General features: G+C 62.2%; 22 protein-coding genes and 1 pseudogene. 11 read left to right on the forward strand and 12 right to left on the reverse strand.

Going from position 1 to position 24,199, the window contains the following annotated elements; translation table 11 throughout:
• Positions 1–209 precede the first annotated feature (209 nt).
• Entirely contained in the window at positions 210–1,760 is a 1,551-nt protein-coding gene (locus ASD03_RS07465) for a DEAD/DEAH box helicase (RefSeq protein WP_025428030.1), read from the forward strand.
• 113 nt (positions 1,761–1,873) lie between these two features.
• On the opposite strand, the gene ASD03_RS07470 is transcribed toward ASD03_RS07465, so the two are convergent.
• The 3 genes from ASD03_RS07470 to ASD03_RS07480 form a co-directional block, all read right to left on the reverse strand.
• The gene (locus ASD03_RS07470; RefSeq protein WP_038576343.1) at positions 1,874–2,755 is read right to left on the reverse strand and encodes a DMT family transporter; all 882 of its coding nucleotides are present in this window, start codon (positions 2,753–2,755) and stop codon (positions 1,874–1,876) included.
• Positions 2,756–2,908: 153 nt separating this feature from the next.
• Positions 2,909–3,397, reverse strand: coding sequence for a GyrI-like domain-containing protein (locus ASD03_RS07475; protein ID WP_025428031.1), 489 nt, complete (start codon positions 3,395–3,397; stop codon positions 2,909–2,911).
• A gap of 96 nt (positions 3,398–3,493) precedes the next feature.
• Complete coding sequence (locus ASD03_RS07480; RefSeq protein ID WP_025428032.1) at positions 3,494–4,363, reverse strand: LysR family transcriptional regulator; 870 nt, start codon at positions 4,361–4,363, stop codon at positions 3,494–3,496.
• An 80-nt stretch (positions 4,364–4,443) separates the two neighbouring features.
• On the opposite strand from ASD03_RS07480, the gene ASD03_RS07485 reads away from it, so the two are divergent.
• The 4 genes from ASD03_RS07485 (at position 4,444) to ASD03_RS07500 (ending at position 8,949) form a co-directional block, all read left to right on the forward strand.
• Entirely contained in the window at positions 4,444–5,532 is a 1,089-nt protein-coding gene (locus ASD03_RS07485; RefSeq protein WP_082557274.1) for a putative sulfate exporter family transporter, read from the forward strand.
• A gap of 235 nt (positions 5,533–5,767) precedes the next feature.
• Positions 5,768–7,162 carry a circularly permuted type 2 ATP-grasp protein gene (locus tag ASD03_RS07490; protein WP_081788908.1) on the forward strand — a complete coding sequence of 465 codons (1,395 nt, stop codon included), beginning with the start codon at positions 5,768–5,770 and terminating at the stop codon, positions 7,160–7,162.
• Between the two features lie 4 nt (positions 7,163–7,166).
• Positions 7,167–8,105: an alpha-E domain-containing protein gene (locus ASD03_RS07495; RefSeq protein ID WP_057205787.1), complete on the forward strand. Its 939-nt coding sequence runs from the start codon at positions 7,167–7,169 to the stop codon at positions 8,103–8,105.
• Between the two features lie 16 nt (positions 8,106–8,121).
• The gene (locus tag ASD03_RS07500) at positions 8,122–8,949 is read left to right on the forward strand and encodes a transglutaminase family protein (RefSeq protein ID WP_025428036.1); all 828 of its coding nucleotides are present in this window, start codon (positions 8,122–8,124) and stop codon (positions 8,947–8,949) included.
• Between the two features lie 152 nt (positions 8,950–9,101).
• Here ASD03_RS07500 and ASD03_RS07505 read toward each other — a convergent pair whose 3' ends face one another.
• Positions 9,102–9,476 (reverse strand): hypothetical protein, encoded by a 375-nt coding sequence (locus ASD03_RS07505; protein ID WP_025428037.1) that lies wholly within the window; start codon positions 9,474–9,476, stop codon positions 9,102–9,104.
• A 370-nt stretch (positions 9,477–9,846) separates the two neighbouring features.
• Between ASD03_RS07505 and ASD03_RS07510 the strand changes: the two genes are divergently transcribed.
• Positions 9,847–10,188 (forward strand): helix-turn-helix domain-containing protein, encoded by a 342-nt coding sequence (locus tag ASD03_RS07510; RefSeq protein WP_025428038.1) that lies wholly within the window; start codon positions 9,847–9,849, stop codon positions 10,186–10,188.
• Between the two features lie 172 nt (positions 10,189–10,360).
• Here the strand turns inward: ASD03_RS07510 and ASD03_RS39640 are convergent, their stop codons facing one another.
• Positions 10,361–11,173, reverse strand: coding sequence for a GMC family oxidoreductase (locus ASD03_RS39640; protein WP_158071697.1), 813 nt, complete (start codon positions 11,171–11,173; stop codon positions 10,361–10,363).
• Positions 11,174–11,197: 24 nt separating this feature from the next.
• On the opposite strand from ASD03_RS39640, the gene ASD03_RS39645 reads away from it, so the two are divergent.
• Positions 11,198–11,566 (forward strand): hypothetical protein, encoded by a 369-nt coding sequence (locus ASD03_RS39645; RefSeq protein ID WP_158071696.1) that lies wholly within the window; start codon positions 11,198–11,200, stop codon positions 11,564–11,566.
• 33 nt (positions 11,567–11,599) lie between these two features.
• The gene (locus tag ASD03_RS39650) at positions 11,600–11,941 is read left to right on the forward strand and encodes a hypothetical protein (protein WP_158071695.1); all 342 of its coding nucleotides are present in this window, start codon (positions 11,600–11,602) and stop codon (positions 11,939–11,941) included.
• Positions 11,942–12,257: 316 nt separating this feature from the next.
• Here the strand turns inward: ASD03_RS39650 and araD are convergent, their stop codons facing one another.
• From araD to chvE, 6 genes and pseudogenes are all read right to left on the reverse strand, one after another.
• Positions 12,258–13,997 (reverse strand): L-arabinonate dehydratase, encoded by a 1,740-nt coding sequence (gene araD / locus ASD03_RS07520; RefSeq protein ID WP_057212614.1) that lies wholly within the window; start codon positions 13,995–13,997, stop codon positions 12,258–12,260.
• Between the two features lie 53 nt (positions 13,998–14,050).
• Positions 14,051–15,557: pseudogene (locus tag ASD03_RS37370) on the reverse strand (aldehyde dehydrogenase family protein).
• Between the two features lie 75 nt (positions 15,558–15,632).
• Entirely contained in the window at positions 15,633–16,628 is a 996-nt protein-coding gene (araD1, locus tag ASD03_RS07525) for an AraD1 family protein (protein ID WP_025428042.1), read from the reverse strand.
• A gap of 171 nt (positions 16,629–16,799) precedes the next feature.
• Positions 16,800–18,008, reverse strand: a complete 1,209-nt coding sequence (gene mmsB / locus ASD03_RS07530; RefSeq protein ID WP_025428043.1) for a multiple monosaccharide ABC transporter permease — start codon at positions 18,006–18,008, stop codon at positions 16,800–16,802.
• Positions 18,008–19,543 carry a multiple monosaccharide ABC transporter ATP-binding protein gene (gene mmsA / locus ASD03_RS07535; RefSeq protein WP_025428044.1) on the reverse strand — a complete coding sequence of 512 codons (1,536 nt, stop codon included), beginning with the start codon at positions 19,541–19,543 and terminating at the stop codon, positions 18,008–18,010. Before mmsA ends, mmsB begins: the two co-directional genes overlap by 1 nt.
• Positions 19,544–19,642: 99 nt before the next feature.
• The gene (gene chvE / locus ASD03_RS07540) at positions 19,643–20,710 is read right to left on the reverse strand and encodes a multiple monosaccharide ABC transporter substrate-binding protein (protein WP_025428045.1); all 1,068 of its coding nucleotides are present in this window, start codon (positions 20,708–20,710) and stop codon (positions 19,643–19,645) included.
• A 280-nt stretch (positions 20,711–20,990) separates the two neighbouring features.
• Between chvE and ASD03_RS07545 the strand changes: the two genes are divergently transcribed.
• On the forward strand, positions 20,991–21,971 hold the full coding sequence (locus ASD03_RS07545; protein ID WP_025428046.1) for a LysR family transcriptional regulator: 981 nt from the start codon (positions 20,991–20,993) through the stop codon (positions 21,969–21,971).
• A gap of 95 nt (positions 21,972–22,066) precedes the next feature.
• On the forward strand, positions 22,067–22,507 hold the full coding sequence (locus ASD03_RS07550) for a hypothetical protein (RefSeq protein ID WP_025428047.1): 441 nt from the start codon (positions 22,067–22,069) through the stop codon (positions 22,505–22,507).
• Positions 22,508–22,514: 7 nt separating this feature from the next.
• Here ASD03_RS07550 and ASD03_RS41235 read toward each other — a convergent pair whose 3' ends face one another.
• Positions 22,515–23,081 (reverse strand): hypothetical protein, encoded by a 567-nt coding sequence (locus ASD03_RS41235; protein WP_309141689.1) that lies wholly within the window; start codon positions 23,079–23,081, stop codon positions 22,515–22,517.
• 44 nt (positions 23,082–23,125) lie between these two features.
• Here ASD03_RS41235 and iolG point away from each other — a divergent pair, with 44 nt between their 5' ends.
• The gene (gene iolG / locus ASD03_RS07560; protein ID WP_025428049.1) at positions 23,126–24,118 is read left to right on the forward strand and encodes an inositol 2-dehydrogenase; all 993 of its coding nucleotides are present in this window, start codon (positions 23,126–23,128) and stop codon (positions 24,116–24,118) included.
• Positions 24,119–24,199 lie beyond the last annotated feature (81 nt).

A 24,199-nucleotide genomic window follows, 5' to 3' on the forward strand; every position in this document is an offset into this window, starting at 1 on the left:
CGCGTGAGCGCGCCCTCGGCAACACAGAAAGCCGTGAAGAAGGAAAAGCGCAACCATACGCCGTAACCGGCGACAGCACAGGCGCTTGACGACTTTTTTCTTAACCCACAAGTTCCCAATTCACGCGGGGTTCTTGACGCCAAACGACACCGGAACAGCAGATAGCGGTTCCGGCGAATGCGTTTGGCGCCCCCAAAAGGTATATACATTTGTCCACCTTCAAAGATCTTGGTCTTTCCGAACACATTCTGGAGACCCTGTCCGCCAACGGCTTCGAAAAGCCGACGCCGATCCAGGCGCAGGCCATTCCGCTGGTGTTGAAGGGCCACGACCTCATCGGTCTCGCCCAGACCGGAACCGGCAAGACGGCCGCCTTCGGCCTGCCGATGATCGAAAAGCTCGTTGCCGACGGCAAGCGCCCCGACCCGCGCAACATCCGCGCCCTGGTGCTGGCGCCGACCCGCGAACTGGTCAACCAGATCGCAGCCAACCTCAAGCTGTTCGTCAAGAAGTCCCCGCTGAAGATCGGCGTTGTCGTCGGCGGCGTCTCGATCAACAAGCAGACCGAACAGCTCGCCCGCGGCGTCGACATCCTGGTCGCAACGCCGGGCCGCCTGCTCGACCTCATCAACCGCAAGGCCGTGACGCTGACCCAGGGTCGCTACCTCGTGCTCGACGAAGCCGACCAGATGCTCGATCTCGGCTTCATCCATGACCTGCGCAAGATTTCGAAGCTCGTGCCGAAGAACCGCCAGACGCTGCTGTTCTCGGCGACGATGCCGAAGCTGATCGCTGAACTCGCCGGCGAATATCTGACCGACCCGGTCAAGGTTCAGGTGACGCCTCCGGGCAAGGCCGCCGACAAGGTCGAACAGTATGTTCATTTCGTCCCCGGCAAGGACCTGAAGACGACCATCCTCAAGAAGACCCTGACCGACAATCCGGATGGCCTGTCGCTGATCTTCAGCCGTACCAAGCATGGCGCCGAGAAGCTGATGAAGCATCTCGACCACGTCGGCTTCAAGGCCGCCTCGATCCATGGCAACAAGAGCCAGGGCCAGCGTGAGCGTGCGCTCAAGTCCTTCCGTGACGGTGAGATCCGCGTGCTCGTGGCAACCGACGTCGCTGCCCGCGGCATCGACATCCCCGGCGTCACCCACGTCTACAACTACGACCTGCCGGAAGTTCCCGATGCCTACGTTCACCGCATCGGCCGTACTGCCCGCGCCGGCCGCGACGGCATCGCGATCGCTTTCTGCGCACCGGACGAAATCCGCCTGCTTCGCGACATCGAGAAGCTGATGGGCATCAACATCGCGGTTGCCAGCGGCGAAGCGCCTGCCGACCAGGCCCGTCCGTCCAAGGGACGCGGCGGTCGCGGCAACGGCAATGGCAACGGCCAGCACCGCGGCAATGGCGGCGGCGGCCAGCGTCAGGACGCCCGCCCGCGCCGCGAACGCCCGGCTCGCCAGTCGGCACTGGCTCCAAGCAGCTTTGCCGGTGACGATCTTCTGCGCGACGACCGCCCGAAGCAGGACCGCCGCGATCAGCGTCCGGCTGGCCAGCCCCACGCCGACGGCCGTTCGGAAGGCAACCGCAACCACGAACCCAAGAAGCACCACGGTCGTCCCGGCCAGAAGCCGGGCGAATGGCGCAACAAGGGCCCGCGCCCTGAAGGCCAGGCCGGCGACCGCCGCGAAGGCGGCCAGGGCGGCATGCGTCGTGGCGCCGGTGGCGGCAACCGCGGCCAGCAGGGCTGATCGGCAAGACATTGCCTAGCGCATTTTCAGAAAGCCTGCGAAGCAGGTTTTCCATCAGGAAATGCGTAAAAACAAAGTGATAAGAACGGCGGGTCGCTTCGGCCCGCCGTTTTTTATGCCTGCTGTTTGCGGTTGGTGAGATAGACGCCGGCAACGGCAATGACCGTGCCGATGATCATCGGCAGCGTCAGCGCCTCGCCGAAGAACAGCCATGCCTGCACGGCCGCAAGCGGCGGCACGAGATAGATGAGCGAGGCTGCGCGCGATACCTGGCCGCGGCGGATCAGATAAAGCAGCAGCGCGATCGCGCCCATGGAAAGCCCCAGCACCGACCAGGCGAGTGCCGCAAAGATCTGCAGGTTCCAGGTGACGTGCAGATCCTCCAGCACCAGGGCCAGCGGGACCGTGACGATCAGGGCGCCGAGATATTGAAGCGCTGCGATCGTACGGATGTCGCCGCTCTGGAGGTGCCGCTTCTGGTAGAGCGTGCCGTAGGTCACGGCGGCCATGCCGAGCACGTTGATGATGACAGGGAAAAGGTGGATCGGCGTTGCGCCGGTGTCGATCGAAAACACCTTGGGCAGCACGGCAAGCGCGATGCCGAAGAAGCCGAGCACCAGTCCGAGTTTCTGCTGAACGCTGAGCTTCTCGTCGATGACGACGGAGGCGGCGACGGCCGTCATCAACGGCTGCAACCCGGCGATGATGCCCGAGATCGCAGCCGGCACGCCCTGCCCGATCGCCCACCAGACGGCGCCGAGATAAAGCCCGTGCAGAAACATGCCGGAGACGACCGCATGGGCCGCGGCCGACCACGACTTCGGCCATTTCGCCCCGGTCACCAGGCAGAAGCCGATGAACAGCAGGATCGCCAGGGTGTAGCGCAGCACCAGAAACGTCAGCGGATCGGCATAGACGGCCGCATATTTGGCGACGACCCAACCGGTCGACCAGAGCAGTACGAAGATGGCCGGAGCCAGGCGGGCGAGTGTCATTGACCTATCCGAATGGGCAAAGGGAGGTCAGCCGCGATAGACGCGGGGGCGTTGATGGTCAAAGCAATTTTTCTGATACTGACGATCAGCTACTGCATAGTTCCTTAAATCGGAATCGATTTAATGGCAAACTTATGCAGCAAGTTCAAAGTGTTACAGCGTCCTTTGCGCGTCATGTTTGACGCGCGGCGCTGTAATCGGAACCATCAACCTGAGCGACGACAGCGAGAGAGAGACGAAGCCCGGCTCGTACTCTTCGCGATAGTGCAGCCTGCCGGTATCGACCACGAGCCCTTCAGACCCGATCCAGTCAAACATGTGCTGATAATGCGCGAAGACGTCGCCATCATCAGGGTGGTGCATGGCGCTGACGAAACGCATGGCCGGTAGGTCCACATGGCCAGGGTGACGCGTCGTTTCCGCCGTCTGGGAAACAAAGCCGACGAGATAGCGGAAGCCATCAGGACGGTCGTTCCACGACAGACCGACGAGCGTCGGATGGTCCTTCGGATGGACACGCAGGTGATGCTCCTGCATCTCAGCGATCAGCCGGCGAACGGCCCCGTCGGCCGCCTCGACGAAGGTCCCCTCCCAGAAGGAGCCGGCAATCCGCTGCGCCGGCCTTTCGACGATTTCGAACACGGTGCACCTCCTGGCAAGACCAGAACCGGCCCGCCCGGGACCGGCGCGACTATTGTTAGGGCAGCCGAACCGGATGGCAATCGCCTTCGCGTTCGCCTAGAGCAGATCGACGAAAGCGCGGGCCGCGCGGCTGAACTGGCGGTCGCGATGCGTCAACAATTCGAAGCTGCGCTCGGCAAGTTCGAACGGCAATTCCACCAACCGGCCGCTATCGGCGAAAGGCTGGGCGGCGAGCCTGGAAACGGCGGTGATGAAGGGACCGCTCTCGACGGCCGTCAGTACCGCCTCGTTCGACGGCAATTCGAGTTCGACCTTCAGCTGATCGATATCCGCACCATGTGCCCGCATCGATTGCAGGAACATTGCCCGCGTCCCCGATCCTTCCTCGCGCAACACCCACCGTGCGGCAAGCAGCGCTTCGAGATCGACCGGCCTTCCGGCAAGCGGGTGGCGGGGTGGCGCATAGATCGCGATGCGGTCGACCGCCACGCTGCGATGGTCCAGCTTTTCCGCATCGACCCTGCCCTCGACGAAGCCGAGCTGCGCCGTTCCCTCCTCGACCGCCTCGGCGACCACCGCCGTGTTGCGCACGGTCAGCTTCACGTCGATATGCGGATAATCATGGGTGAAGCGGGCGAGACGTGCCGGCAGCCAGTAGCTTGCCACCGTCTGGCTTGCGGCGATCGCGAGCGTGCCGCGGCGCAGATGCGAGAGGTCGTTGAGGCAAGCGGTCGCAGCCGTCGCGCGCGCAAGCACGGCTTTCGCCTCCGGCAGAAACGCCTTCCCCGCCTCCGTCAGCGCCAGCCCGCGGCCGATGCGATCGAACACCCTGACGTTGTGTTGCGTTTCAAGCGCCGCGATCGCCGCGCTGGCGGCAGACTGCGTGACGTTCATTGCCTCGGCCGCGCGTGTCATATGCAGACGCTCGGCGACAGCCACGAAAATGCGAAGTTGATCAAGGGTCATGGAAAATCAATCGCAAAAAGCGATCGAATTGACAAGAACAATCCGTTAGACTGATTCATCAATCGGACTAGGTTGCGGCCATGTCCAGATCGCATTCCCCATCGGCCGCCCCCGCACCCACGCTCTCTTCCCGCATAGCGCGCATCGCGCCGGGTTTGATCCTCTGTTGTCTCGTAGCACTCGCCGCCTTCGGCCTTGAGCGCCTCGAGGCAAGCTGGACCGGCCGGCCATGGCTGGAAGCGCTTGTTATCGCCATCCTTCTCGGTGCCCTGCTGCGCACCTTCTGGACACCGGGCGATCGCTGGATGGCCGGCATCCGCTTTTCCTCCAGGCTGCTGCTGGAGGCGGCGATCGTCCTCATCGGCGCGACCCTCAGCTTCAAGGCGATCCTGGCAAGCGGCCCGGTGCTGCTCGCAACCATCGTCGGCATCGTCTTTCTGTCGATCGTCTCCGGTTATCTGATAGCGCGGCTGCTCGGCTTGCCAAAGCGGATGGCGACCCTGATCGCCTGCGGCAACGCCATCTGCGGCAATTCGGCGATCGCCGCCGTCGCGCCGGCCATCGGTGCTGAGGGCGATGACGTCGCCGCCGCCATCTCGTTCACCGCAATTCTCGGCATTGCCGTCGTTCTATCCCTGCCGCTGATCGGCGGCTGGTTCGACATGTCGCCCTATGGCTTCGGCGTTCTGGCCGGCATGACCGTCTACGCCGTACCGCAGGTACTGGCCGCTGCCGCTCCGTTCAGCGCCCTGTCCGTCCAGGTCGGCACGCTGGTCAAGCTCGTGCGCGTGCTGATGCTCGGCCCGGTCGTCTTGTGCTTCTCGATCATCAACCGCGCGAGCGAGGCGCATCCCCTGGCGCCTAACCTGCCTGCCGGCAATCGCCGCGTGCGCCTTGCCACGTTTGCGTATTTCGTGCCCTGGTTCATTCTCGGCTTCCTCGCCGTGGCGGTCGCCCGCAACAGCGGGATGATCCCCGACGCGGCCGCCGCCGGTGCTGCTCACCTCGCCACATGGCTCACCGTCATCGCCATGGCGGCACTCGGGCTGGAGGTCGACATCCGCAAGCTCGCCGATGCCGGGCCGCGCGCCAGCGCCGCCGCCATGCTGTCGCTGCTGGTTCTGGCCGGTCTGGCAGCCGCCGCAATCACCGTGTTCGGCCTGGGCTAGCTTCCCAGACACGCCCAAATTTCAAGCATTTGCTTATTTTCTAAGACGCCAAAGTCGGGGCCGATCGGGTGACTGGCCGTCCCCGCCCCATTGTTGAGCATCGCCTTGCCCGGAAGCGGCGGGATAACGCGCCAAAACTTTCTTGTCCCGCGACTGTGCACGCTTCTTGCATTGCATCCAGCGTTGTACTCAAATGGTCAAAAATAAGGGGATCACGCCTTTGGCATTTGACGAAATGATGAATGCGGACAGCAGTCCGCGCCAGCCATATTCGACCTATCATGAATGGTATGCCAGCCAGGACAGAAATCGGCTCATAGCGAAATCAAAGGACGCCGAGAACATCTTCCGGAAAACCGGCATCACCTTCGCGGTCTACGGACACGCAGACAGCTCCGAAAAGCTCATCCCCTTCGACCTCATCCCCCGCATCATTTCAGGTCGAGAATGGCGCAAGCTCGCCCAGGGCATCGAACAGCGGGTCATCGCCCTCAACGCCTTCCTCGACGACATCTACCACAAGCAGGAGATCATCCGCGCCGGACGGGTGCCGCGCGAGTTGATCGAGAAGAACGTGGCGTTCCTGCCGCAGATGATCGGCTTCCGGCCGCCGGGCGGCGTCTACACCCATATCGTCGGCACCGACATCGTGCGCACCGGCGAGGATCAGTTCTACGTGCTGGAGGACAATGCCCGCACGCCGTCCGGTGTCAGCTACATGCTGGAAAACCGCGAAACGATGATGCAGATGTTCCCCGAACTCTTCCATCAGAACCGCGTGCGCCCGGTCGAGAACTATCCCAACCTGCTGCGCCAGAGCCTGGCGTCGCTGGCGCCCCCCGGCTGCAGCGGCAAGCCGCGCGTCGCCGTTCTCACCCCCGGCATCTACAATTCCGCCTATTACGAACATGCCTTCCTAGCGGACATGATGGGCGTCGAGCTGGTCGAGGGATCGGACCTGCGCGTGATCGACGGCAAGGTGAAGATGCGCACGACCCGCGGTTACGAGGCGATCGACGTCCTCTATCGCCGCGTCGACGACGACTTCCTCGATCCTCTTACATTTCGCCCGGAGTCCGCGCTCGGCGTTCCCGGCATCATGGATGTCTACCGCGCCGGCAACATCACCATTGCCAACGCGCCCGGCACCGGCATCTCCGACGACAAGGCGATCTATTCCTACATGCCCGAGATCGTCGAGTTCTATACCGGCCGCAAGCCGCTCTTAGAAAACGTGCCGACCTGGCGCTGTTCCGAGCCGCAAAGCCTGAAATACGTGCTCGAACACCTGGAAGAACTTGTCGTCAAGGAGGTGCACGGCTCCGGCGGCTACGGCATGCTGGTCGGCCCGACAGCCAGCAAGAAGGAGCGCGCGCTCTTCGCCGAAAAGCTGAAGGCACGCCCGACCAACTACATCGCCCAGCCGACACTGTCGCTGTCGACCGTTCCGATCCTCGTCAACAAGGGCATCGCGCCCCGGCATGTGGATCTTCGTCCCTATGTCCTTGTCTCCGACAAGGTGCAGATCATTCCCGGCGGCCTGACGCGCGTCGCCCTCAAGGCTGGTTCGCTTGTCGTGAATTCCAGCCAGGGCGGCGGGACCAAGGACACCTGGGTGCTGGAGGACTGAGACCATGTTGGGAAGAACTGCAAACGGTCTCTACTGGATGTTCCGCTACATCGAACGCGCCGAAAACAGCGCCCGGCTAATCGATGCCGGCCTGCGCATGGCGCTGACGCGCAGCGGCGCAACGGAAGGCGATTGGGACGGCGTGCTGCAAAGCGCTGGTGTGCGCGAACTCTACGACGAAGTGCACGAGACGCTGACGAGCATCGATGCCATCGACTTCCTGCTGCGCGACCGCAGCAATCCATCGAGCGTGATGTCCTGCATCGAGGCGGGCCGCCACAACGCCCGCATGGTGCGCACGGCGCTGACGCGCGAGACGTGGGAAGCGACCAACGAATGCTACCTCGAGATGAAGGCGATGCTCTCCAGGAAAGCGCGTCCGACCGACATGCCGGAGATCATCGACACGATCAAGCGTCGCGCCGGCCTCATCCGCGGCGCCTTCCACGGCACGATGCTCAGGAACGAGATCTTCAATTTCTCACGCATCGGCACTTTCATCGAGCGGGCCGACAACACCGCGCGCATCCTCGACGTCAAATACTACGTACTGCTGCCGGCGGTCGCCGCCGTCGGCTCGTCGATGGACAATGTGCAGTGGGAATCGATCCTGCGCTCGGTCTCGGCCCACCGCGCCTACGGCTGGGTCTATGATGCCGAACTGAAGCCGGCGAATATCGCCCATTTCCTGATCTCCAACGGTCGCATGCCGCGTTCGCTTGCCTATTGCTATGAAAAGATCGCCAGCAACCTCGGCTATCTCGAGCGCGAATATGGCGAGCGCCACGAGGCGCACGAAACGGCGGAACGTACGCTGGCCGCGCTGCGCAGCCGCTCGATCACCGACATCATGGACCAGGGCCTGCACGAATATCTCGAGGATTTCATCAGCCAGAACAATCTTCTGGGACAGGAAATCTCCGACGGCTATCGTTTCAACTGAATTTCGGGAGGACAGCATGCACCTGAAAATCAGCCATACGACCGAATACCACTACGACGAGCCGGTGCAGTATGCGCTGCAGCGGCTGCGCCTGACGCCGATCACCGGGGTCGGCCAGACCGTGCTCGGCTGGCAGACGCTCGTCGACGGTGCTGTGATGGAGGTGAGCTACGACGATCACTTCGGCAATCGCGTCCATCTCGTCAGCGTCGATGGCGACCGCGAGGCGATCCGCATTACCGCCAGCGGCGAAGTCCACACCGAGGACCGCCACGGCGTCTTGGGCCCGCATCAGTCCTACGTCCCGCTTTGGCTTTATGCCCGCGAAACGCCTTTGACCAAGGGGGGCAAGCTGATCCGCGACCTGGCGAAATCGGCCGAGGGCGACACCGATCTTGCCCGCATGCATGCATTGATGGCGATGATCCATGAGGCGGTGGAGTACAAGGCCGGCGAAACCCACGCCGAGACGGCGGCCGAGGATGCGCTCGAGGCCGGCCACGGCGTCTGCCAGGACCATGCCCATATCCTGATCTCGGCGGCACGTTCGCTCGACATGCCGGCGCGCTACATCTCAGGCTACCTGATGATGGAAGGGCAAACGGAGCAGACAGCAAGCCACGCCTGGGCCGAGATCCATCTGCCGGGCCTCGGCTGGGTCGGCTTCGATGCCGCCAACAAGATCTGCCCGGATGACCGCTATGTGCGCATCGCCTCCGGCCTCTGCTACCGCGATGCGGCCCCGATATCGGGTCTGATCCATGGTGAGGCCAACGAGACGCTGAAGGTATCGGTGACCGTCGAGCAGCAGGCGCAAAGCCAGAGCCAGACGCAAAGCCAATAAGGTTGGCGATGGGGCGCACCGCAGTGCGCCCCATCGAACTCCGTCCGGCATCAATTCTCGATCTCGTTCGACGATATCGAATGCCGAAAACGCCGGTGCATCGGGCCGACACCCTCTTTGCAGATCGGCTTCCACAGCACGCCATTGGGGGCCTATGCCCCTGAAGACCTTACCAACGGCCCGAAAAAGCCCACGACCCGTGTTATCCGCTCCTGCCCAGGGTGGAGGAAGATGATGTCCAGCCCCTCAGGGAAGGATGATCCGTCCGGCATCACAAACCTCCACGCGAAGCGTGCGATCCCATGATGAACATCCACGTCGCTTGTCCGTGCAATGCGTGCACCAGGATGCTTGGCCTGTATTCCTGCGATGTGCGCGAGCAGTTCTTCTGCGCCAGCAGCATGAACTGTTGGATCCGTATACGTTGCGCCGTCGGCCCAGATCGGCAGCAGCAACGCCCGCCGCTGCTCGCCGTCCTCGTTCGACCATGCAGCGCAGTACGAATCGATGAGATGCGCTAAAGGCATTTTATTCTACTCCTATGGATCATTGGTCTGACTACAGCGCCGCGCGTCTTATTTGACGCCCAAAGGTCGCTGTAGCACTTTGAATTGCTGCGCAGGCAACAAGACCCGAGCGCGTCCTCCTTCTTTTGCCGGAACCAGCTGGCCGTCATGGGGTCGGCTGGCTGGCCGCAAGATGCTGTTCGGTCCCTCGATCCCATGCGTCCGGTCCCCAAAACACTGATTGCAGGCCTCATTCCGACACCCCATATTGGTCGGCACAACGCTCGGTACGCTTGCCGTTGAGAGAGCTACGATGTGAAGAGTACTGTGCCAATACGCACAGAAGCGTAAGTGGTTACCCGCAGGTAAGGCGAATGGGACGGACTGGCCTATGGACAATGGTTTTTCGACAGCGATGAAGATGGTCGCCGGCAAGTGGAAGATAACTATCCTTTGCGAGCTCGGCACAGCGCCCCGTCGATTTGGCCGGCTGCGGCAGTCTATCCCTGCGGTCAGTGAAAAGATGCTGACGCAGCAATTGCGTGAACTGGAGGCCGACGGGCTTGTGAACCGAAAAGTCTATCCGGGTTCCCCGACCAAGGTCGTCTATTCACTGACGGAAAGCGGGACAGCGCTCAACGCTGGAGCGGTGGGGTTATGCCATTGGGCTGAGCAATTCCATCTCGTGCCTGTGCCTAAAGGTCCCCCAGAACCATCTCCTGAAACGCCGTAAATTCAGCTTAGGGTCGTCCGCATGACGCGGCTTTCCGGATTTGGCCGGCGCCAGCGCGCCGACGGAAAAATGAAGCCGTACGATCGCGGCGCAGCTGTTTTTCCTGGGGTCGGATGAAACTTTGAGAAGGATTGCGCTGGCTGGTGCGTCGACCGCCCCAGTCACCGACAAGCTATCCGCCAACCACCTGCAGCAGATGGTCGGCGAGGCGGTGGGCGAGCGCCACGACGGTAAGGGTTGGCGTATCATTTCCAGCCGTCGGAAAAACTGAACTGCCAGCGATGAAAAGGTTATCCGTTCCGTGGACCTTGCATTGCGTATCCACGACCCCTTGACCGGGGTCCACGTGCATCCGTGTCGTGCCCATGTGGTGCCAGGTCCACATCGGCTTTTCGAGCCCGGTCAATTCCTCTGGTTTCACGATCAGCTTGCCCAGGCCGGTCTTCGTCAACTCGCTGCCTAAAATTGTGATCGTACGCATGACGGAATCGACCGTTTTGGCCGAAAGCTGCCAGCGCAGATTGACCATCGGCAATCCGAAACGGTCCTTCTTGTTCGACAGCATGACGCGGCTTTCCGGTTCCGGTTCCGGCTCCACGATGTGAAGCAGGCGAAAGGAACGCAGAAGGCTTGAGGGCCGCACGAGATGCATGAGCCAGGTCCAACTGACCAGACCCTCCTTGCCCGCCGCGCGGACCGCCGACTTCGCCTCCACGCCATGCAGCCGCTGCTCCCTGTAAGCGAGCAGTTTCTCTTTCATCGCCTGCAGCTTGGCTGTGTCCTGGCCGATGAAGCATGGCTCGAGCCATGCTCGATAATTGAGAAGCTCCTCGCGCTGCTGCAATTCCGCCGGCAGCGTCAGCCCGTTGACGAGATACGGGCGCTGTCGCGTGTAACTCAACGCATCGCGGATCCGCTGGCCGCGCGCGATCCGGATTCGATCAAGAGCGTTGAGAGTTCTCAGAACACTGCCATTGGCCGGCACCAGCGTGCCGATGGAAAATCGCGGATGATCCATGAAAAACCGCCCAGTGGTTCTGTCGTCGCTCCCCGGTCCGCCGCTCAGCAACAAGAGACGCGCGTTCTCGATGCCACCGGCGGCAAGCACGAACGTCCGCGCTCGGATGTGAATGGTTTCGTCAGCCCCGTTTTTGACGACAGCCGATCCGACCGTGCGCTTTTCTTCATCAAACGAAAGATAGAGCAGCGTGGAATGCAGAAGGATGCTGATATTGTCAGCGTTTTCGAGGGCATGACGCAGGCGTTTGCCGGGCCGATTGTGCCGACAGAGCTCGAGATGATCGACGGAGATGATGTCGGACCTCCCCGGAAACAGCGGCTGCCGCTGGCCAAGCGCCTCGACATCCGCAATCCCTAGCGTTTTCTGCGCGCGTCGGTAATAGGGAAGGAGATGCTCGCGGCCGAAGGGCCAGCCGCTGTGCCGGACCCAGGGGCGTACCGCGAAATCCTGCTCGTCGAGCGGCTTGCAGAGACCACCCCAGCCCAGGGCCTGGGTGCTGCCGCCCAAGCCGCGCAGCCTGCATGTATCGAGTTCGGCATAGGTGAGCCCGGTGCTTTCGCCCGCCGAGAGATCACTGGCCGTCGGGATCGCATCGGCCCCTCCGCTTTCGAGCACGCAGACGGAAACGCGTCCACCGGCGAAATCCGACGCGATCGTCAATCCACTCGCACCGGCCCCGACGATGCAAATGTCGAACGTTTTGTCGGCAGGAATATCGATCCGTTCACGTAGGATCATGCATCACCCGCTTTGCTGCAAGTGAACGACCGGCACCACGGCAGAGCAACACACACCTCCCGCGAATACAGACGAAGCTTAAATCAATAGTCTGAGATGCAATGCTGCGACGCTCGTCTGCCTCCTGCGGACAGGAAGAGAGCAAAGCGTCACGGTCCCCAAAATTCTACTCCGCTTGCATCATTACACCGGATACCGGCGGCGTGAAACTCGCGAACTCGACAATCTTAAGAATGCGCTAAAATAAAGCCACCACGGCCCGCCGAAGCCGGGATAAATCGGCATCGGCGGGCCGTGGCGGCTCAAACTGCTAGTGGCTGTCGCGTTCGACGACAGAACCGCGCGTGCCGACAAGGAAGTCGAGGTCGGCGCCGGTGTCGGCCTGCATCACCGTGTTGACGTAAAGGCCGCCATAACCGCCCTTTTGCGGCTTCACCGGAGAAACCCACGCCGCCCGACGCCGAGCCAGTTCGTCATCGGAAACATCGAGCCGGATGGTGCGGGCGGGAACATCGACCGCAATCATGTCGCCGTTCTCGACCAGCGCCAGCGGGCCGCCGTCCGCCGCTTCCGGTGCGGTGTGTAGGATGACGGTGCCATAGGCGGTGCCCGACATGCGCGCATCGGAAATGCGGATCATGTCGGTAATGCCCTTCTTCAGCACCTTCGGCGGCAGCCCCATATTGCCGACCTCGGCCATCCCGGGATAGCCCTTCGGGCCGCAGTATTTCAGCACCATGACGCAGGTCTCGTCGATGTCGAGATCGTCGCGGTTGATGCGGGCGTGGTAGTCCTCGATGCTTTCGAAGACGACGGCGCGGCCCGTGTGCTGCATCAGGTGCGGCGACGCAGCCGAAGGTTTCAGTACGCAGCCCTTGGGCGCCAGATTGCCGCGCAACACGGCGATGCCGCCCGACTGCGTCAACGCCTTTTCGCGCGGCACGATGACATCGTCATTGTAGTTGGTGACATCCTTGACGCCGTTCCAGATCGTATCGCCGGTAACCGTCAAGGCGTCCTTGTGGAGGAGGCCCATCTCGCCGACCGCCTTGATGACCACCGGCAGACCGCCTGCATAGTAGAACTCTTCCATCAGGTGCTTGCCCGACGGCTGCAGGTTGACGATCGTCGGCACGTCGCGGCCAAGCCGGTCCCAGTCGTCCAGCGTCAGGTCAACGCCGATACGACCGGCGAGCGCCAGAAGATGCAGCACGGCATTGGTCGAGCCCCCGACGGCACCGTTGACGCGGATGGCGTTTTCGAAGGCTTGCCTGGTCAGGACATCGGACGGCTTCAGATCTTCCTTGACCATGTCGACGATGCGGCGGCCGGAAAGCTGGGAGATCACCCGCCGGCGGGCGTCGACAGCGGGAATTGTCGCATTGCCGGGCAGCGTCATGCCGAGCGCTTCGGCCATCGACGCCATGGTCGAGGCCGTGCCCATGGTCATGCAACTGCCGGCCGAACGGGCCATGCCCTGCTCCGCATCCATGAATTCGGCCAGAGACATCTCGCCGGACTTCACCATTTCGGAAAACTGCCAGATGGCGGTACCGGACCCGACGTCCTTGCCGCGCCACTTGCCGTTCAGCATCGGGCCGCCGGAGACCAGAATGACCGGGATGTCGACGCTCGCCGCCCCCATGAGCAGGCTCGGCGTGGTCTTGTCACAGCCGCCGAGCAGCACGACGCCATCGACCGGATTGCCGCGGATCGCCTCTTCGACATCCATGGCCGCGAGGTTACGGAACATCATCGCCGTCGGCCGTAGCGTGCTCTCGCCCACGGAAAACACCGGGAATTCGACCGGGAAACCACCCGCCTCGTAGACCCCGCGCTTCACTCGCTCGGCGAGATCGCGCAGATGCGCGTTGCACGGCGTCAGTTCCGACCAGGTGTTGCAGATGCCAATGATCGGCCGGCCGTCGAACGTATCGGCGGGCAGACCCTGGTTCTTCATCCAGGAGCGATGCATGATGGCATTCTTCCCCGTGCCACCGAACCATTCCTGCGAACGCAGCTTGCGCGGCCACTCAGCTTTCTTCTTCATCTTATCCTTCCTTGAGCGGCCCGCGCCGTAACGCGGGCCTGCGACGGCGCCCATTAAGCCAGGGTGTATGCGGTCTTGACGGTTGTGTAGAATTCGGCGGCGTRGCGACCYTGCTCGCGCGAGCCATGGGAGGAGCCCTTGCGGCCACCGAAGGGCACGTGGAAATCGACGCCGGCGGTCGGCAGGTTGACCATCACCATGCCGGCCTCGGCATTGCGCTTGAAATGCGTCGCTGGAGCCGCGGTTTCTCGAGCTGGAATTGCGATCAGGCTGGCGTCGGTGCGGCACTCGGCATGCTCGGCAAGGATTGCGGCAGCTGTCATGAGACCTACATTGGCAACGGCAAGCGCCTCGTCCATTGGCRACGGCAAGCGCCTCGTCATAATCCTTCACCCGGATCACCGAAGCGACCGGTCCGAAGATTTCTTCACGCGAGATGCGCATCTGGTTGGTTGCCTCGGTAAACAGCGCCGGCTGCAGGTAGAAGCCGGGCGTGTCRCGCTTCARAAGCTCGCCGCCGAAGGCGAGTTTSGCGCCKTCCYGTTTGCCGATGGCGATRTAGTCGGTGTCCTGGTTGAGCTGGCTCTGGTCGACCACCGGGCCGATATGGGTGCCGGCCTTCAGCGCRTCGTCGATGGTGAGCCCCTTCATGCGCTCGCCCATYGCCGCCACGAACCGGTCGTGAATGCCTTCGGTCACGATCACCCGCGACGASGCGGTGCARCGCTGGCCGGTGGAGAAGAAGGCGGAGTTGACGGCGGCTTCGACGGCAACGCCRAGATCGGCGTCRTCGAGCACCACGAACGGGTTCTTGCCGCCCATYTCCAGCTGGTAYTTGCGATTGTGCTCGACCGAGGCCAGTGCCACGCGTTTGCCGGTGCCGGTCGAGCCGGTAAAGGTGATCGCCTGGATGTCGGGGCTGTCGAGCATCGTCTGGCCGACGACCGAGCCCTTGCCCATCACCAGGTTCARCACGCCCTTCGGCAGGCCGGCGCGATGGAGAATRTCGACGATCGCCCAGGAGCAACCGGGCACCAGTTCGGCCGGCTTGAAGACGATGGTGTTGCCATAGCAGAGCGCCGGCGCGATCTTCCAGGCGGGAATGGCGATCGGGAAATTCCAYGGCGTGATGATGCCGACGACGCCGACCGGCTCGCGGGTGATCTCGACGCCGATATCAGGGCGCACCGAGGGGATGACCTCGCCAGCCAATCGCAGCGCCTCACCGGCAAAGAAGTCAAAGATCTGGCCGGCGCGCACGGTCTCGCCGATGCCTTCCGCCAGCGTCTTGCCCTCTTCGCGCGACAACAGTCGCCCGAGCTCGTCCTTGCGCGCCAGGATCTCGTCTGCGGTCTTTCGAAGGATCGCATGACGCTCGAGGATGCCGAAGCGCGACCAGGCCGGAAAGGCCGCCTTGGCCGCAGCAATCGCCGCCTTCGCATCCTCGGCCGAGGCGCGGGCATATTCCCCGATCACGTCGTTGGTGTCGGACGGATTGATATTGGCAACGCCATCACCGCCAACCCATTCGCCGGCAATCAGGTTTTGGTGCAATGTCATGGGCCTCAGCCTCCTTCATCTACTTTTCGCGGGCAACCGCGCCTGTCGCGGCCTGCCACTGGCATACCGCATATGTCAGAGCTGATGTATGGCGACCGGTTCGGCGGCGGCGATTGCGAGCGGATTGCGCAAGGGAAGGCCGAATTCGGCAGCCTCGATCTCGAAGACATCCCCCTCTTCCGTGCGGATACCATCGCCGAAGGAGAGCGTCGCCGTGCCGAACATGTGGACGTGGATGTCCCCCGGCTGGCGGAACAGGCCATATTTGAAATGGTGATGCTCGAGGTTGGCAAAGCTGTGCGACATGTTGGCTTCGCCCGATAGGAACGGCTTTTCCCACAGAACCTTGCCGCTCCGCAGGATACGCGAGGTGCCTCTGATATCGTCGGGTGCTGCGCCGACGCGGATTTCCGGCCCGAAGCTCGCCTGGCGCAGCTTCGAATGCGCGAGCCAGAGATAGTTGACCCGCTCGGTCTTGTGATCGGAAAACTCGTTGGCGACGGCAAAGCCGATACGGAACGGCATGCCCTTGTCAGAGATCACGTAGATGCCGGCCATCTCCGGCTCCTCCCCACCGTCTTCGGCAAAGGCCGGAGAGACGAGCGCCGAACCGGGCGCGACGGCGGAGGTGCCGTTACCCTTGTAGAACCATTCCGGCTGCACGCCGGTTTCGCCCGGTTGCGGCTTGCCGCCTTCAAGGCCCATGCGGAACATCTTCATCGAGTCGGTCAGCGTCTCCTCCGCCGCCTCGGTCGTCTTTTTGTGCATGGCGTCGCGGGTCGCGGCTGAACCAAGATGCGTCAGCCCCGTTCCGGTCAGATGCAGGTGCGCGGGGTCGGGGTGGGTGATCGGCGGCAGAAGACGGCCTTCGGCATAGGCCTTTTCGAGATCGACGGCAGCACCAAGACCCTTTGCCTCGATCGTGTCCTTGAGGCTACGCCCGGCATTGGCCGCGTCCATCGCCAGTGCATAGACGCTCGCCGCGCCGTTGACTGCGCGGGCAACCTCGCCCGGCGCGCGTACCGCGACCGTTGTCGATCCGTCTTCGTTCCTGATCTGAGAAATCAGCACGATCCTGTCCTTCCTTGCATCGTTCGGGCCTTGCTCGCGCCTGATCTCAGGCAAACCGCGGCCCCTCGGGTGGCTCTCGCCACCCAATCCTGACAGTCCGGGCTGTCACTCCCGGCAGCCGGAGCTGCCCGTTCAATGGTACTGGTTCGATCCGGGCCGTTCGGTCGCTGGTCAGCCCTTGTTCTTGTTGTAGACGTCGAAGAAGACGGCAGCGAGCAGCACCAGACCCTTGATCAGCTGCTGGTAGTCGATGCCGATGCCCATGATCGACATGCCATTGTTCATCACGCCCATGATGAAGGCCCCGATCACCGCGCCGATGATCTTGCCGACGCCGCCGGACGCTGAGGCGCCGCCGATGAAGCAGGCCGCAATCACGTCGAGTTCAAAGCCTTGGCCGGCCTTCGGCGTTGCCGAGTTGAGGCGGGCGGTGATGATCATGCCGGCAAGTGCGGCCAGAACACCCATGTTGATGAAGGTGTAGAACGTCAGCCGCTCGGTGTTGATGCCGGAGAGCTTCGCCGCCTTGACGTTGCCGCCCATGGCATAGATGCGACGGCCGATCGTCGAGCGCGTGGTGACGAAGGTATAGAGCGCGATCAGCACGCCCATGGCAATCAGCACGTTGGGCAGGCCGCGATAGGTCGAAAGCTGATAGCCGATGAACAGCGCAACGACGGCGATGACCGCCATCTGGATGGCGAAGAAGACGAAGGGCTCGTTTTCGCTACCGTGCTGCTCGTTGACCCGGCGATTGCGCACGCCCGCATAGATGGCGTAGCCGACGAGTGCCAGCACCGCCACCAGCGCCACCATGTTCTGGATGAGGTCGGGCCTCGGATTGAGGAAGTAGAGGAAATCCGGAACGAAGCCTGTCGAAAGCAGCTGAAACTCCTTCGGGAACGGACCGATCGGCCGGCCGCCGAGCACCACGTAGGTGAGCCCGCGGAAGACCAGCATGCCGGCAAGCGTGACGATGAAGGACGGGATCTTCTGATAGGCGACCCAGTAACCCTGCGCCGCCCCCATGATGCCGCCGACAACAAGACAGGCAGGAATGACGACGAAGGCCGGCAGGCCCCACTTGACCAGCATGATCGCCGATATCGCCCCGATGAAGGCGACGATCGAGCCGACCGAAAGGTCGATGTGTCCGGCGACGATGATCAGCAGCATGCCCAGCGCCATGATGACGATGAACGAGTTCTGCAGCACCAGGTTGGTGATGTTGACCGGGCGGAACAGCACGCCGTTGGTGACGAACTGGAAGAACAGCATGATGACCACGAGCGCGACCAGGAGGCCGTATTCGCGGATGTTGTTCTTGAGATAGTCCCCGATCGAGGGTTTGTTCGGTTGGGTGCTCGTATCGGCGACCATTAGTGTTTCTCCCCTGAACGCATGATGGCACGCATGATGGATTCCTGGCTCGCTTCGGCCTTTGAAAGCTCGGCGACGATGCGGCCCTCGTTCATGACGTAGATGCGGTCGCAGGTTCCAAGCAGTTCCGGCATCTCCGATGAAATCATCACGATGCCTTTGCCCTCGGCTGCAAGCTGGTTGATGATGGTGTAGATCTCATACTTCGCGCCGATATCGATACCGCGTGTCGGCTCGTCGAGGATGAGGACTTCCGGATTGGTGAACAGCCACTTCGACAGCACCACCTTCTGCTGATTGCCGCCGGAAAGATTGACCGTTTCCTGATAGATCGAGTGCGAGCGGATGCGCAGCTTCGAACGATAGTCGGAGGCGACCTTGACCTCCTTGCGATCGTCGATGACGCCGTTGGACGCCACCGCCTTCAGGTTGGAGAGCGTGGTGTTCTCCTTGATGTTGTTGATCAGCACGAGACCCAGTTGCTTGCGGTCTTCGGTGACATAGGCGAGACCAGCGTCGATGGCGCGGGGGATGGTGCTGACGTCGACCGGCTTGCCGCGCATCAGGACGTCGCCGGTGATCTTGTGCCCCCAGGACTTGCCGAAGATGCTCATCGCCGTTTCGGTTCGCCCCGCCCCCATCAGGCCGGCGATGCCGACGACTTCGCCGGCGCGCACGGTAAAATTGACGTCGTGCAGGAACTGCCGGTCGCGGTGATGCTGGTGGAAGACGTTCCAGTTCTTCACTTCCAAGAGCGTCTCGCCGATCTTGGGCTCGCGCGGCGGGTAACGATCTTCCATCGCACGACCGACCATGCCCTTGATGATCCGGTCTTCGCCGATATCCTCGGTCTGACAGTCGAGCGTTTCAACGGTTCCGCCGTCGCGCAGGATGGTGATCTGGTCGGCGACCTTGCGGATCTCGTTCAGCTTGTGCGAAATGATGATCGAAGTCATGCCCTGCGCGCGAAACTCCATCAAGAGCTTCAAGAGCGCGTCAGAATCGTTTTCGTTGAGCGAGGCGGTCGGTTCGTCGAGGATCAGCAGCCGCACCTTCTTCGACAGCGCCTTGGCGATCTCGACCAGCTGCTGCTTGCCGACGCCGATGTCAGTGATCAGCGTGGCGGGCGGCTCGCTCAGGCCCACCTTTTTCAGAAGTTCCTGCGTGCGGGCAAAGGTCTGCGGCCAATGGATCACCCCATTGGTGGCGATCTCGTTGCCGAGAAAGATGTTTTCGGCGATCGACAGCAGCGGAACCAGCGCCAGTTCCTGGTGGATGATGATGATGCCGAGATGTTCGCTGTCAGAGATGGTCGAGAAGCGGCGAGGCTCGCCGTCGTAGTAGATCTCGCCGTCATAGGTGCCGGCGGGATAGACGCCGCTCAGTACCTTCATCAGCGTCGATTTGCCGGCACCGTTTTCACCGACCAGAGCGTGGATCTCACCTTCGCGAACCTTGAAGCTGACATTGTCCAGCGCCTTGACGCCCGGAAACGTCTTGGTGATGCCACGCATTTCGAGAATGATATTGTCCATGTTCAGTCATTCCAGCGGCAGTCGGCAAGAGAGTACAGGCTCCCTCACCGGGATAAAAGGGTCCGCGATGGATCGCGGACCCTCAGGTGCGTCATCCTATCAGTTGTTGATCTGATCTTCGGTGTAGTAACCGGAGGAGACCAGCACATCCTTGATGTTGGACTTGTCGACCGCGACCGGCTTCAGCAGGTAGGACGGAACGACCTTGACGCCGTTGTCATAGGTCTTGGTGTCGTTCACTTCCGGCTCCTTGCCTTCCATGATCGCATTGACCATGCCGACCGTGACCTTGGCGAGTTCGCGCGTGTCCTTGAAGATCGACGAATACTGTTCGCCGGCAAGGATCGACTTGACCGAAGGCAGTTCGGCGTCCTGACCGGTAACGGCAGGCATCGCCATGTCGCCGGAACCATAGCCGACGCCCTTCAGCGCCGAGATGATGCCGATGGACAGGCCGTCGTAGGGCGACAGAACGCCATCGACCTTGGCATCGGTGTAGTTGGAGGACAGCAGGTTTTCCATGCGGGCCTGGGCAACGGCACCATCCCAGCGCAGCGTGCCGACCTGGTCCATGCCCTTCTGGCCGGACTTGACGACGATCTTGTTGCTGTCGATCAGCGGCTGCAGGACCGACATCGCACCGTCGTAGAAGAAGAAGGCGTTGTTATCGTCAGGCGAACCGCCGAAGAGTTCGACGTTCTTCGGCTCGGTCGCGCCGTCGAGCTTCAGGCCCTGCACCAGCGACGTTGCCTGCTGCACGCCGACCTGGAAGTTGTCGAAGGTGGCGTAGTAGTCGACATTGCCCGAATCGCGGATCAGACGGTCGTAAGCGATGACCTTGACGCCGGCGTCATGGGCCTTCTGCAGGATGTCGGAAAGCGTCGTGCCGTCGATGGCGCCGATGACGAGAACCTTGGCACCCTTGGTCACCATGTTTTCGATCTGGGCGAGCTGGTTCGGAATATCATCGTCGGCAAACTGCAGGTCCGGCGTGTAACCGGCTTCCTTGAACAGCTTCTCCATGGTCTCGCCATCGGAGATCCAGCGGGTCGAGGTCTTCGTCGGCATGGAAATGCCAACCGTGCCTTTGTCCTGTGCGAAGGCGGGCGCAGCAAACGACGCGACGGAGATCGCGGCCGCTGCGAGAAGCGAAGTAATCAATTTCATCTGGTCTCTCCCAAAAGTGTTGAAGCCGGCAGGCCCGCAGCCTCCCCGTCCTATGCGCAGCGATCCACCGGCCCGGAGATCGCGTCTCCGGCGGTGGATCCAGGTGAAGGAAGTCCTCCCCGCCCGCATGCTCCCACATGCACTGGCACATGGGGAAAAACTGGAATCAAAAGCCATAACTGTCAAATACAATATCGCTTTGCTACCATACCAATATTGATATACTACTCGAAAACAGTGTGATTTTTGAAACATCCTGAAAACTGGATTGCCCACGATGATGAAAGAAGGAAAGCCCGGCACGACAGGGATTGCCGCCGAACAGTTCGACAGCGGGCTCTTTCGCTCAGGGCTGAAGATCAATCACCTCCGGCTGATCCTGGCGATCGACGATCATCGTCGCATCAGTGCGGCCGCCGAGACGCTCGGCATCTCCCAGCCCGCCGCCTCGCGCATGCTGGCGGAGATCGAGACGATCCTGAAGGCGCCGATCTGCGAGCGAGTGGCACGCGGCGTAGAACTGACCCGCTACGGCCAGGCGTTGGCGCGGCGGGCGCGCACGATCTTTCTGGAACTGCGGGAGGCCTCGCGCGAGATCAGCGAACTGAAGACCGGCAGCGGCGGCTCGGTGTCGATCGGCTCGGTGACCGGGCCGGCGCTCAACCTCGCCGTTCCGGCAATCCGCCAGGTCATCACCGCCTATCCCGGCATCGAGATCAACATCCAGATCGAAAACAGCAATGTGCTGACGCGCGAGCTGCTCGCCGCCCGCCACGACTTCGTCGTCGGACGCATCCCAGACGATCTCAGCCCGCGGCTCTTCAACATGGTCGAGATCGGCTACGAGGAGGTCTGCCTGATCGTGCGCGACGGCCATCCGCTGCTCGACAAGCCCATTGCCGGCGCCGAAGATCTGCCCGCCTACGACTGGGTGTTCCAGCCGCCGGGAACGCTGCTGCGCCGCGCCGTCGAAGACAGCTTCATGTCCGCGGGTGTGCGCCTACCGGCGACCGTCATCAACACCTCGTCGATCATCCTGACGCTGTCGATCGTGCGCAACACCAATGCGATTGCGCCGGTGGCGCTCGATGTCGCCAACCTGATCGCCGACAACGGCACGCCGGCCGGCGAGATCCGCATCCTCAAAACCGAGATCCCGATCCGCATCAAGCCCTATGGGTTGATCACCGCCGAGGGACGCGCGCTGCCGCCGAGCGCCAAGCTGCTCTACGACCTCATTCTCAAACAGGGACGAGCATGATCAGCCAGCATTGGTTGATCAGCCTGGGCATGATCAAGTTGATCAGCCTGGGATAATCTCCATCCGGCATTTTGCGCCGGGATAGCGGAGGCTGCATGTTCGGAATGTCGGTGTTTCAGTCCGTGCTCGAGCGGCTGAAGACGGAAGAAGACGAGGAAGAGACCGCCAATGCGGAGGTTTTCGCGACGTCGCGCACGCCTCTGTTCGCAACCACGTTCGTCGCCGGCGGCGCCGACAGCGCGTCTGCTGCGCGCAGCGCCGTCGAGCGAGCCTATTTCGATGCGTCCTTCGTCGAGCCGCCGCCGATAGAGCCGATGCCGGAATTTCTCAACCGCATCAGCCTTGCCGAAGTCGCCGAGGAACTTGACCTTGGTGAAGGGGAGACATTGACGACGCTCGCTGCCAAGCGGCGAAGCTTCGCCGCCGCCAATCATCCCGATCGCCTGCCGCAGGACTACCGCGCCAATGCGACGGTCCGGATGAAACTCGCCAACATGCTCATCGACGAGGCGTCGCGCCAATTGCAGGCGGCCTGACCGCCGCTCACGCGTCGTTGTCAGCCTTGGGCGTCTCGTCTTTTGACGCCGAGCCCTCAGCACCGGCAGTCTTGTCTGTCGGCTTGTAAAACAGCAGCAGAGAGGACCCGACATAGGCGGCGATCGCCAGAGCGATGATGCTGAAGAACGGCTGGTCGTGATAGAATTCGAGCGCCGCCCAGCCGGCGCAGACTAAAAAGATCAAAACCCGCCGCCACAAGGGACGGTAAAAGGCGTGGTCCGGGTCGATGAGTTTGATCATCCTGTCCTCTGGGTGCTTGCGCTCGTGATCGGCAACGGATGTCTTGTAGGGGAAATCCACCGGCCGCCGCAAGCCCGCGACCGCATCACGCCCTTGACGGGCACCATGAAAATAGAATAAAAATTCCGAAATTGTTTTCTTCGACCATTTCATTCCGAACAGATGGCGCCGGACGCCCGCACGGAAGAAACGGTCGGGCAAGGGAGAGGAAAGCGCGCGGCATCCGCTCGGGCACCATCGCTGACAACCACCTTGCAACCCAATCGCGGAATTGCCCCTCCGCGGCGCCTTTGCGCGATGAGCGCCGATCATCACGCACCTTCCCGGTCGAGGACCGGATTTCGAGAGAGACAGAGATGACAGTGAGATTTGGTCTTCTGGGCGCCGGACGCATCGGCAAGGTTCACGCAAAGGCCGTCAGCGGCAATCCCGATGCCGTGCTCGTCGCCGTGGCCGACGCCTTTCCGGCCGCCGCCGATGCCATCGCCAAGGCCTATGGCTGCGAGGTCCGCACCATCGAGGCAATCGAAAAATCGGCCGATATCGACGCCGTTGTCATCTGCACGCCGACCGATACCCATGCCGACCTGATCGAGCGTTTCGCCCGCGCCGGCAAGGCGATCTTCTGCGAAAAGCCCATCGATCTCGATGTCGATCGCGTGCGGGCCTGCATGAAGGTGGTGGCCGAGACCAAGGGCAAGCTGATGGTCGGCTTCAACCGCCGCTTCGACCCGCATTTCATGGCCGTCAAGCAGGCAATCGACGCCGGCAAGATCGGCGACGTCGAGATGGTGACGATCACCTCGCGCGATCCCGGCGCGCCGCCGGTCGACTACATCAAGCGCTCGGGCGGAATCTTCCGCGACATGACGATCCATGACTTCGACATGGCGCGCTTCCTGCTCGGCGAAGAGCCCGTATCGGTAACGGCGACCGCCGCCGTCCTCGTCGACAAGGCAATCGGCGAAGCCGGCGACTACGACAGTGTGTCCGTCATCCTGCAGACCGCCTCCGGCAAACAGGCGATCATCTCCAACTCGCGCCGCGCCACCTACGGCTACGACCAGCGCATCGAGGTTCACGGCTCCCAGGGTGTCGTCTCGGCGGAAAACCAGCGCCCGGTGTCGATCGAGATCGCCAATGGCGAAGGCTACACCCGCCCGCCGCTGCACGATTTCTTCATGACCCGCTACACCGAAGCCTATGCCAACGAGATCGAGAGCTTCATCTCCGCGATCGAAAAGGGCACGGAAATCACCCCGTCGGGCAAGGATGGCCTGGCAGCGCTCGCGCTTGCCGACGCAGCCGTGAAGTCGGTCATCGAAAAGCGCCAGATCAGCGTCGCGTAAAGCATTTCGAGGAAAAGTGCGAAGCGGGTTTCCGTTTGGCAAAGACAAACGGCCGGGCGCGACACGCCCGGCCGTTTCGTG

It is taken from the genome of Ensifer sp. Root127 (genome assembly GCF_001425225.1).
Lineage (GTDB): Bacteria > Pseudomonadota > Alphaproteobacteria > Rhizobiales > Rhizobiaceae > Ensifer > Ensifer canadensis.

What these genes read in the sequence shown, in the direction of transcription:
- ASD03_RS07470 (WP_038576343.1), bottom strand. Translation starts at nt 2,755, where the DNA reads ATGACACTCGCCCGCCTGGCTCCGGCCATCTTCGTACTGCTCTGGTCG.
- ASD03_RS07480 (WP_025428032.1), bottom strand. Translation starts at nt 4,363, where the DNA reads ATGACCCTTGATCAACTTCGCATTTTCGTGGCTGTCGCCGAGCGTCTG.
- ASD03_RS07485 (WP_082557274.1), top strand. Translation starts at nt 4,444, where the DNA reads ATGTCCAGATCGCATTCCCCATCGGCCGCCCCCGCACCCACGCTCTCT.
- ASD03_RS07490 (WP_081788908.1), top strand. Translation starts at nt 5,768, where the DNA reads ATGATGAATGCGGACAGCAGTCCGCGCCAGCCATATTCGACCTATCAT.
- ASD03_RS07495 (WP_057205787.1), top strand. Translation starts at nt 7,167, where the DNA reads ATGTTGGGAAGAACTGCAAACGGTCTCTACTGGATGTTCCGCTACATC.
- ASD03_RS07500 (WP_025428036.1), top strand. Translation starts at nt 8,122, where the DNA reads ATGCACCTGAAAATCAGCCATACGACCGAATACCACTACGACGAGCCG.
- ASD03_RS07505 (WP_025428037.1), bottom strand. Translation starts at nt 9,476, where the DNA reads ATGCCTTTAGCGCATCTCATCGATTCGTACTGCGCTGCATGGTCGAAC.
- ASD03_RS07510 (WP_025428038.1), top strand. Translation starts at nt 9,847, where the DNA reads ATGGACAATGGTTTTTCGACAGCGATGAAGATGGTCGCCGGCAAGTGG.
- ASD03_RS39645 (WP_158071696.1), top strand. Translation starts at nt 11,198, where the DNA reads ATGATCCATGAAAAACCGCCCAGTGGTTCTGTCGTCGCTCCCCGGTCC.
- ASD03_RS39650 (WP_158071695.1), top strand. Translation starts at nt 11,600, where the DNA reads ATGCTCGCGGCCGAAGGGCCAGCCGCTGTGCCGGACCCAGGGGCGTAC.
- araD (WP_057212614.1), bottom strand. Translation starts at nt 13,997, where the DNA reads ATGAAGAAGAAAGCTGAGTGGCCGCGCAAGCTGCGTTCGCAGGAATGG.
- mmsB (WP_025428043.1), bottom strand. Translation starts at nt 18,008, where the DNA reads ATGGTCGCCGATACGAGCACCCAACCGAACAAACCCTCGATCGGGGAC.
- mmsA (WP_025428044.1), bottom strand. Translation starts at nt 19,543, where the DNA reads ATGGACAATATCATTCTCGAAATGCGTGGCATCACCAAGACGTTTCCG.
- chvE (WP_025428045.1), bottom strand. Translation starts at nt 20,710, where the DNA reads ATGAAATTGATTACTTCGCTTCTCGCAGCGGCCGCGATCTCCGTCGCG.
- ASD03_RS07545 (WP_025428046.1), top strand. Translation starts at nt 20,991, where the DNA reads ATGAAAGAAGGAAAGCCCGGCACGACAGGGATTGCCGCCGAACAGTTC.
- ASD03_RS07550 (WP_025428047.1), top strand. Translation starts at nt 22,067, where the DNA reads ATGTTCGGAATGTCGGTGTTTCAGTCCGTGCTCGAGCGGCTGAAGACG.
- ASD03_RS41235 (WP_309141689.1), bottom strand. Translation starts at nt 23,081, where the DNA reads ATGATCGGCGCTCATCGCGCAAAGGCGCCGCGGAGGGGCAATTCCGCG.
- iolG (WP_025428049.1), top strand. Translation starts at nt 23,126, where the DNA reads ATGACAGTGAGATTTGGTCTTCTGGGCGCCGGACGCATCGGCAAGGTT.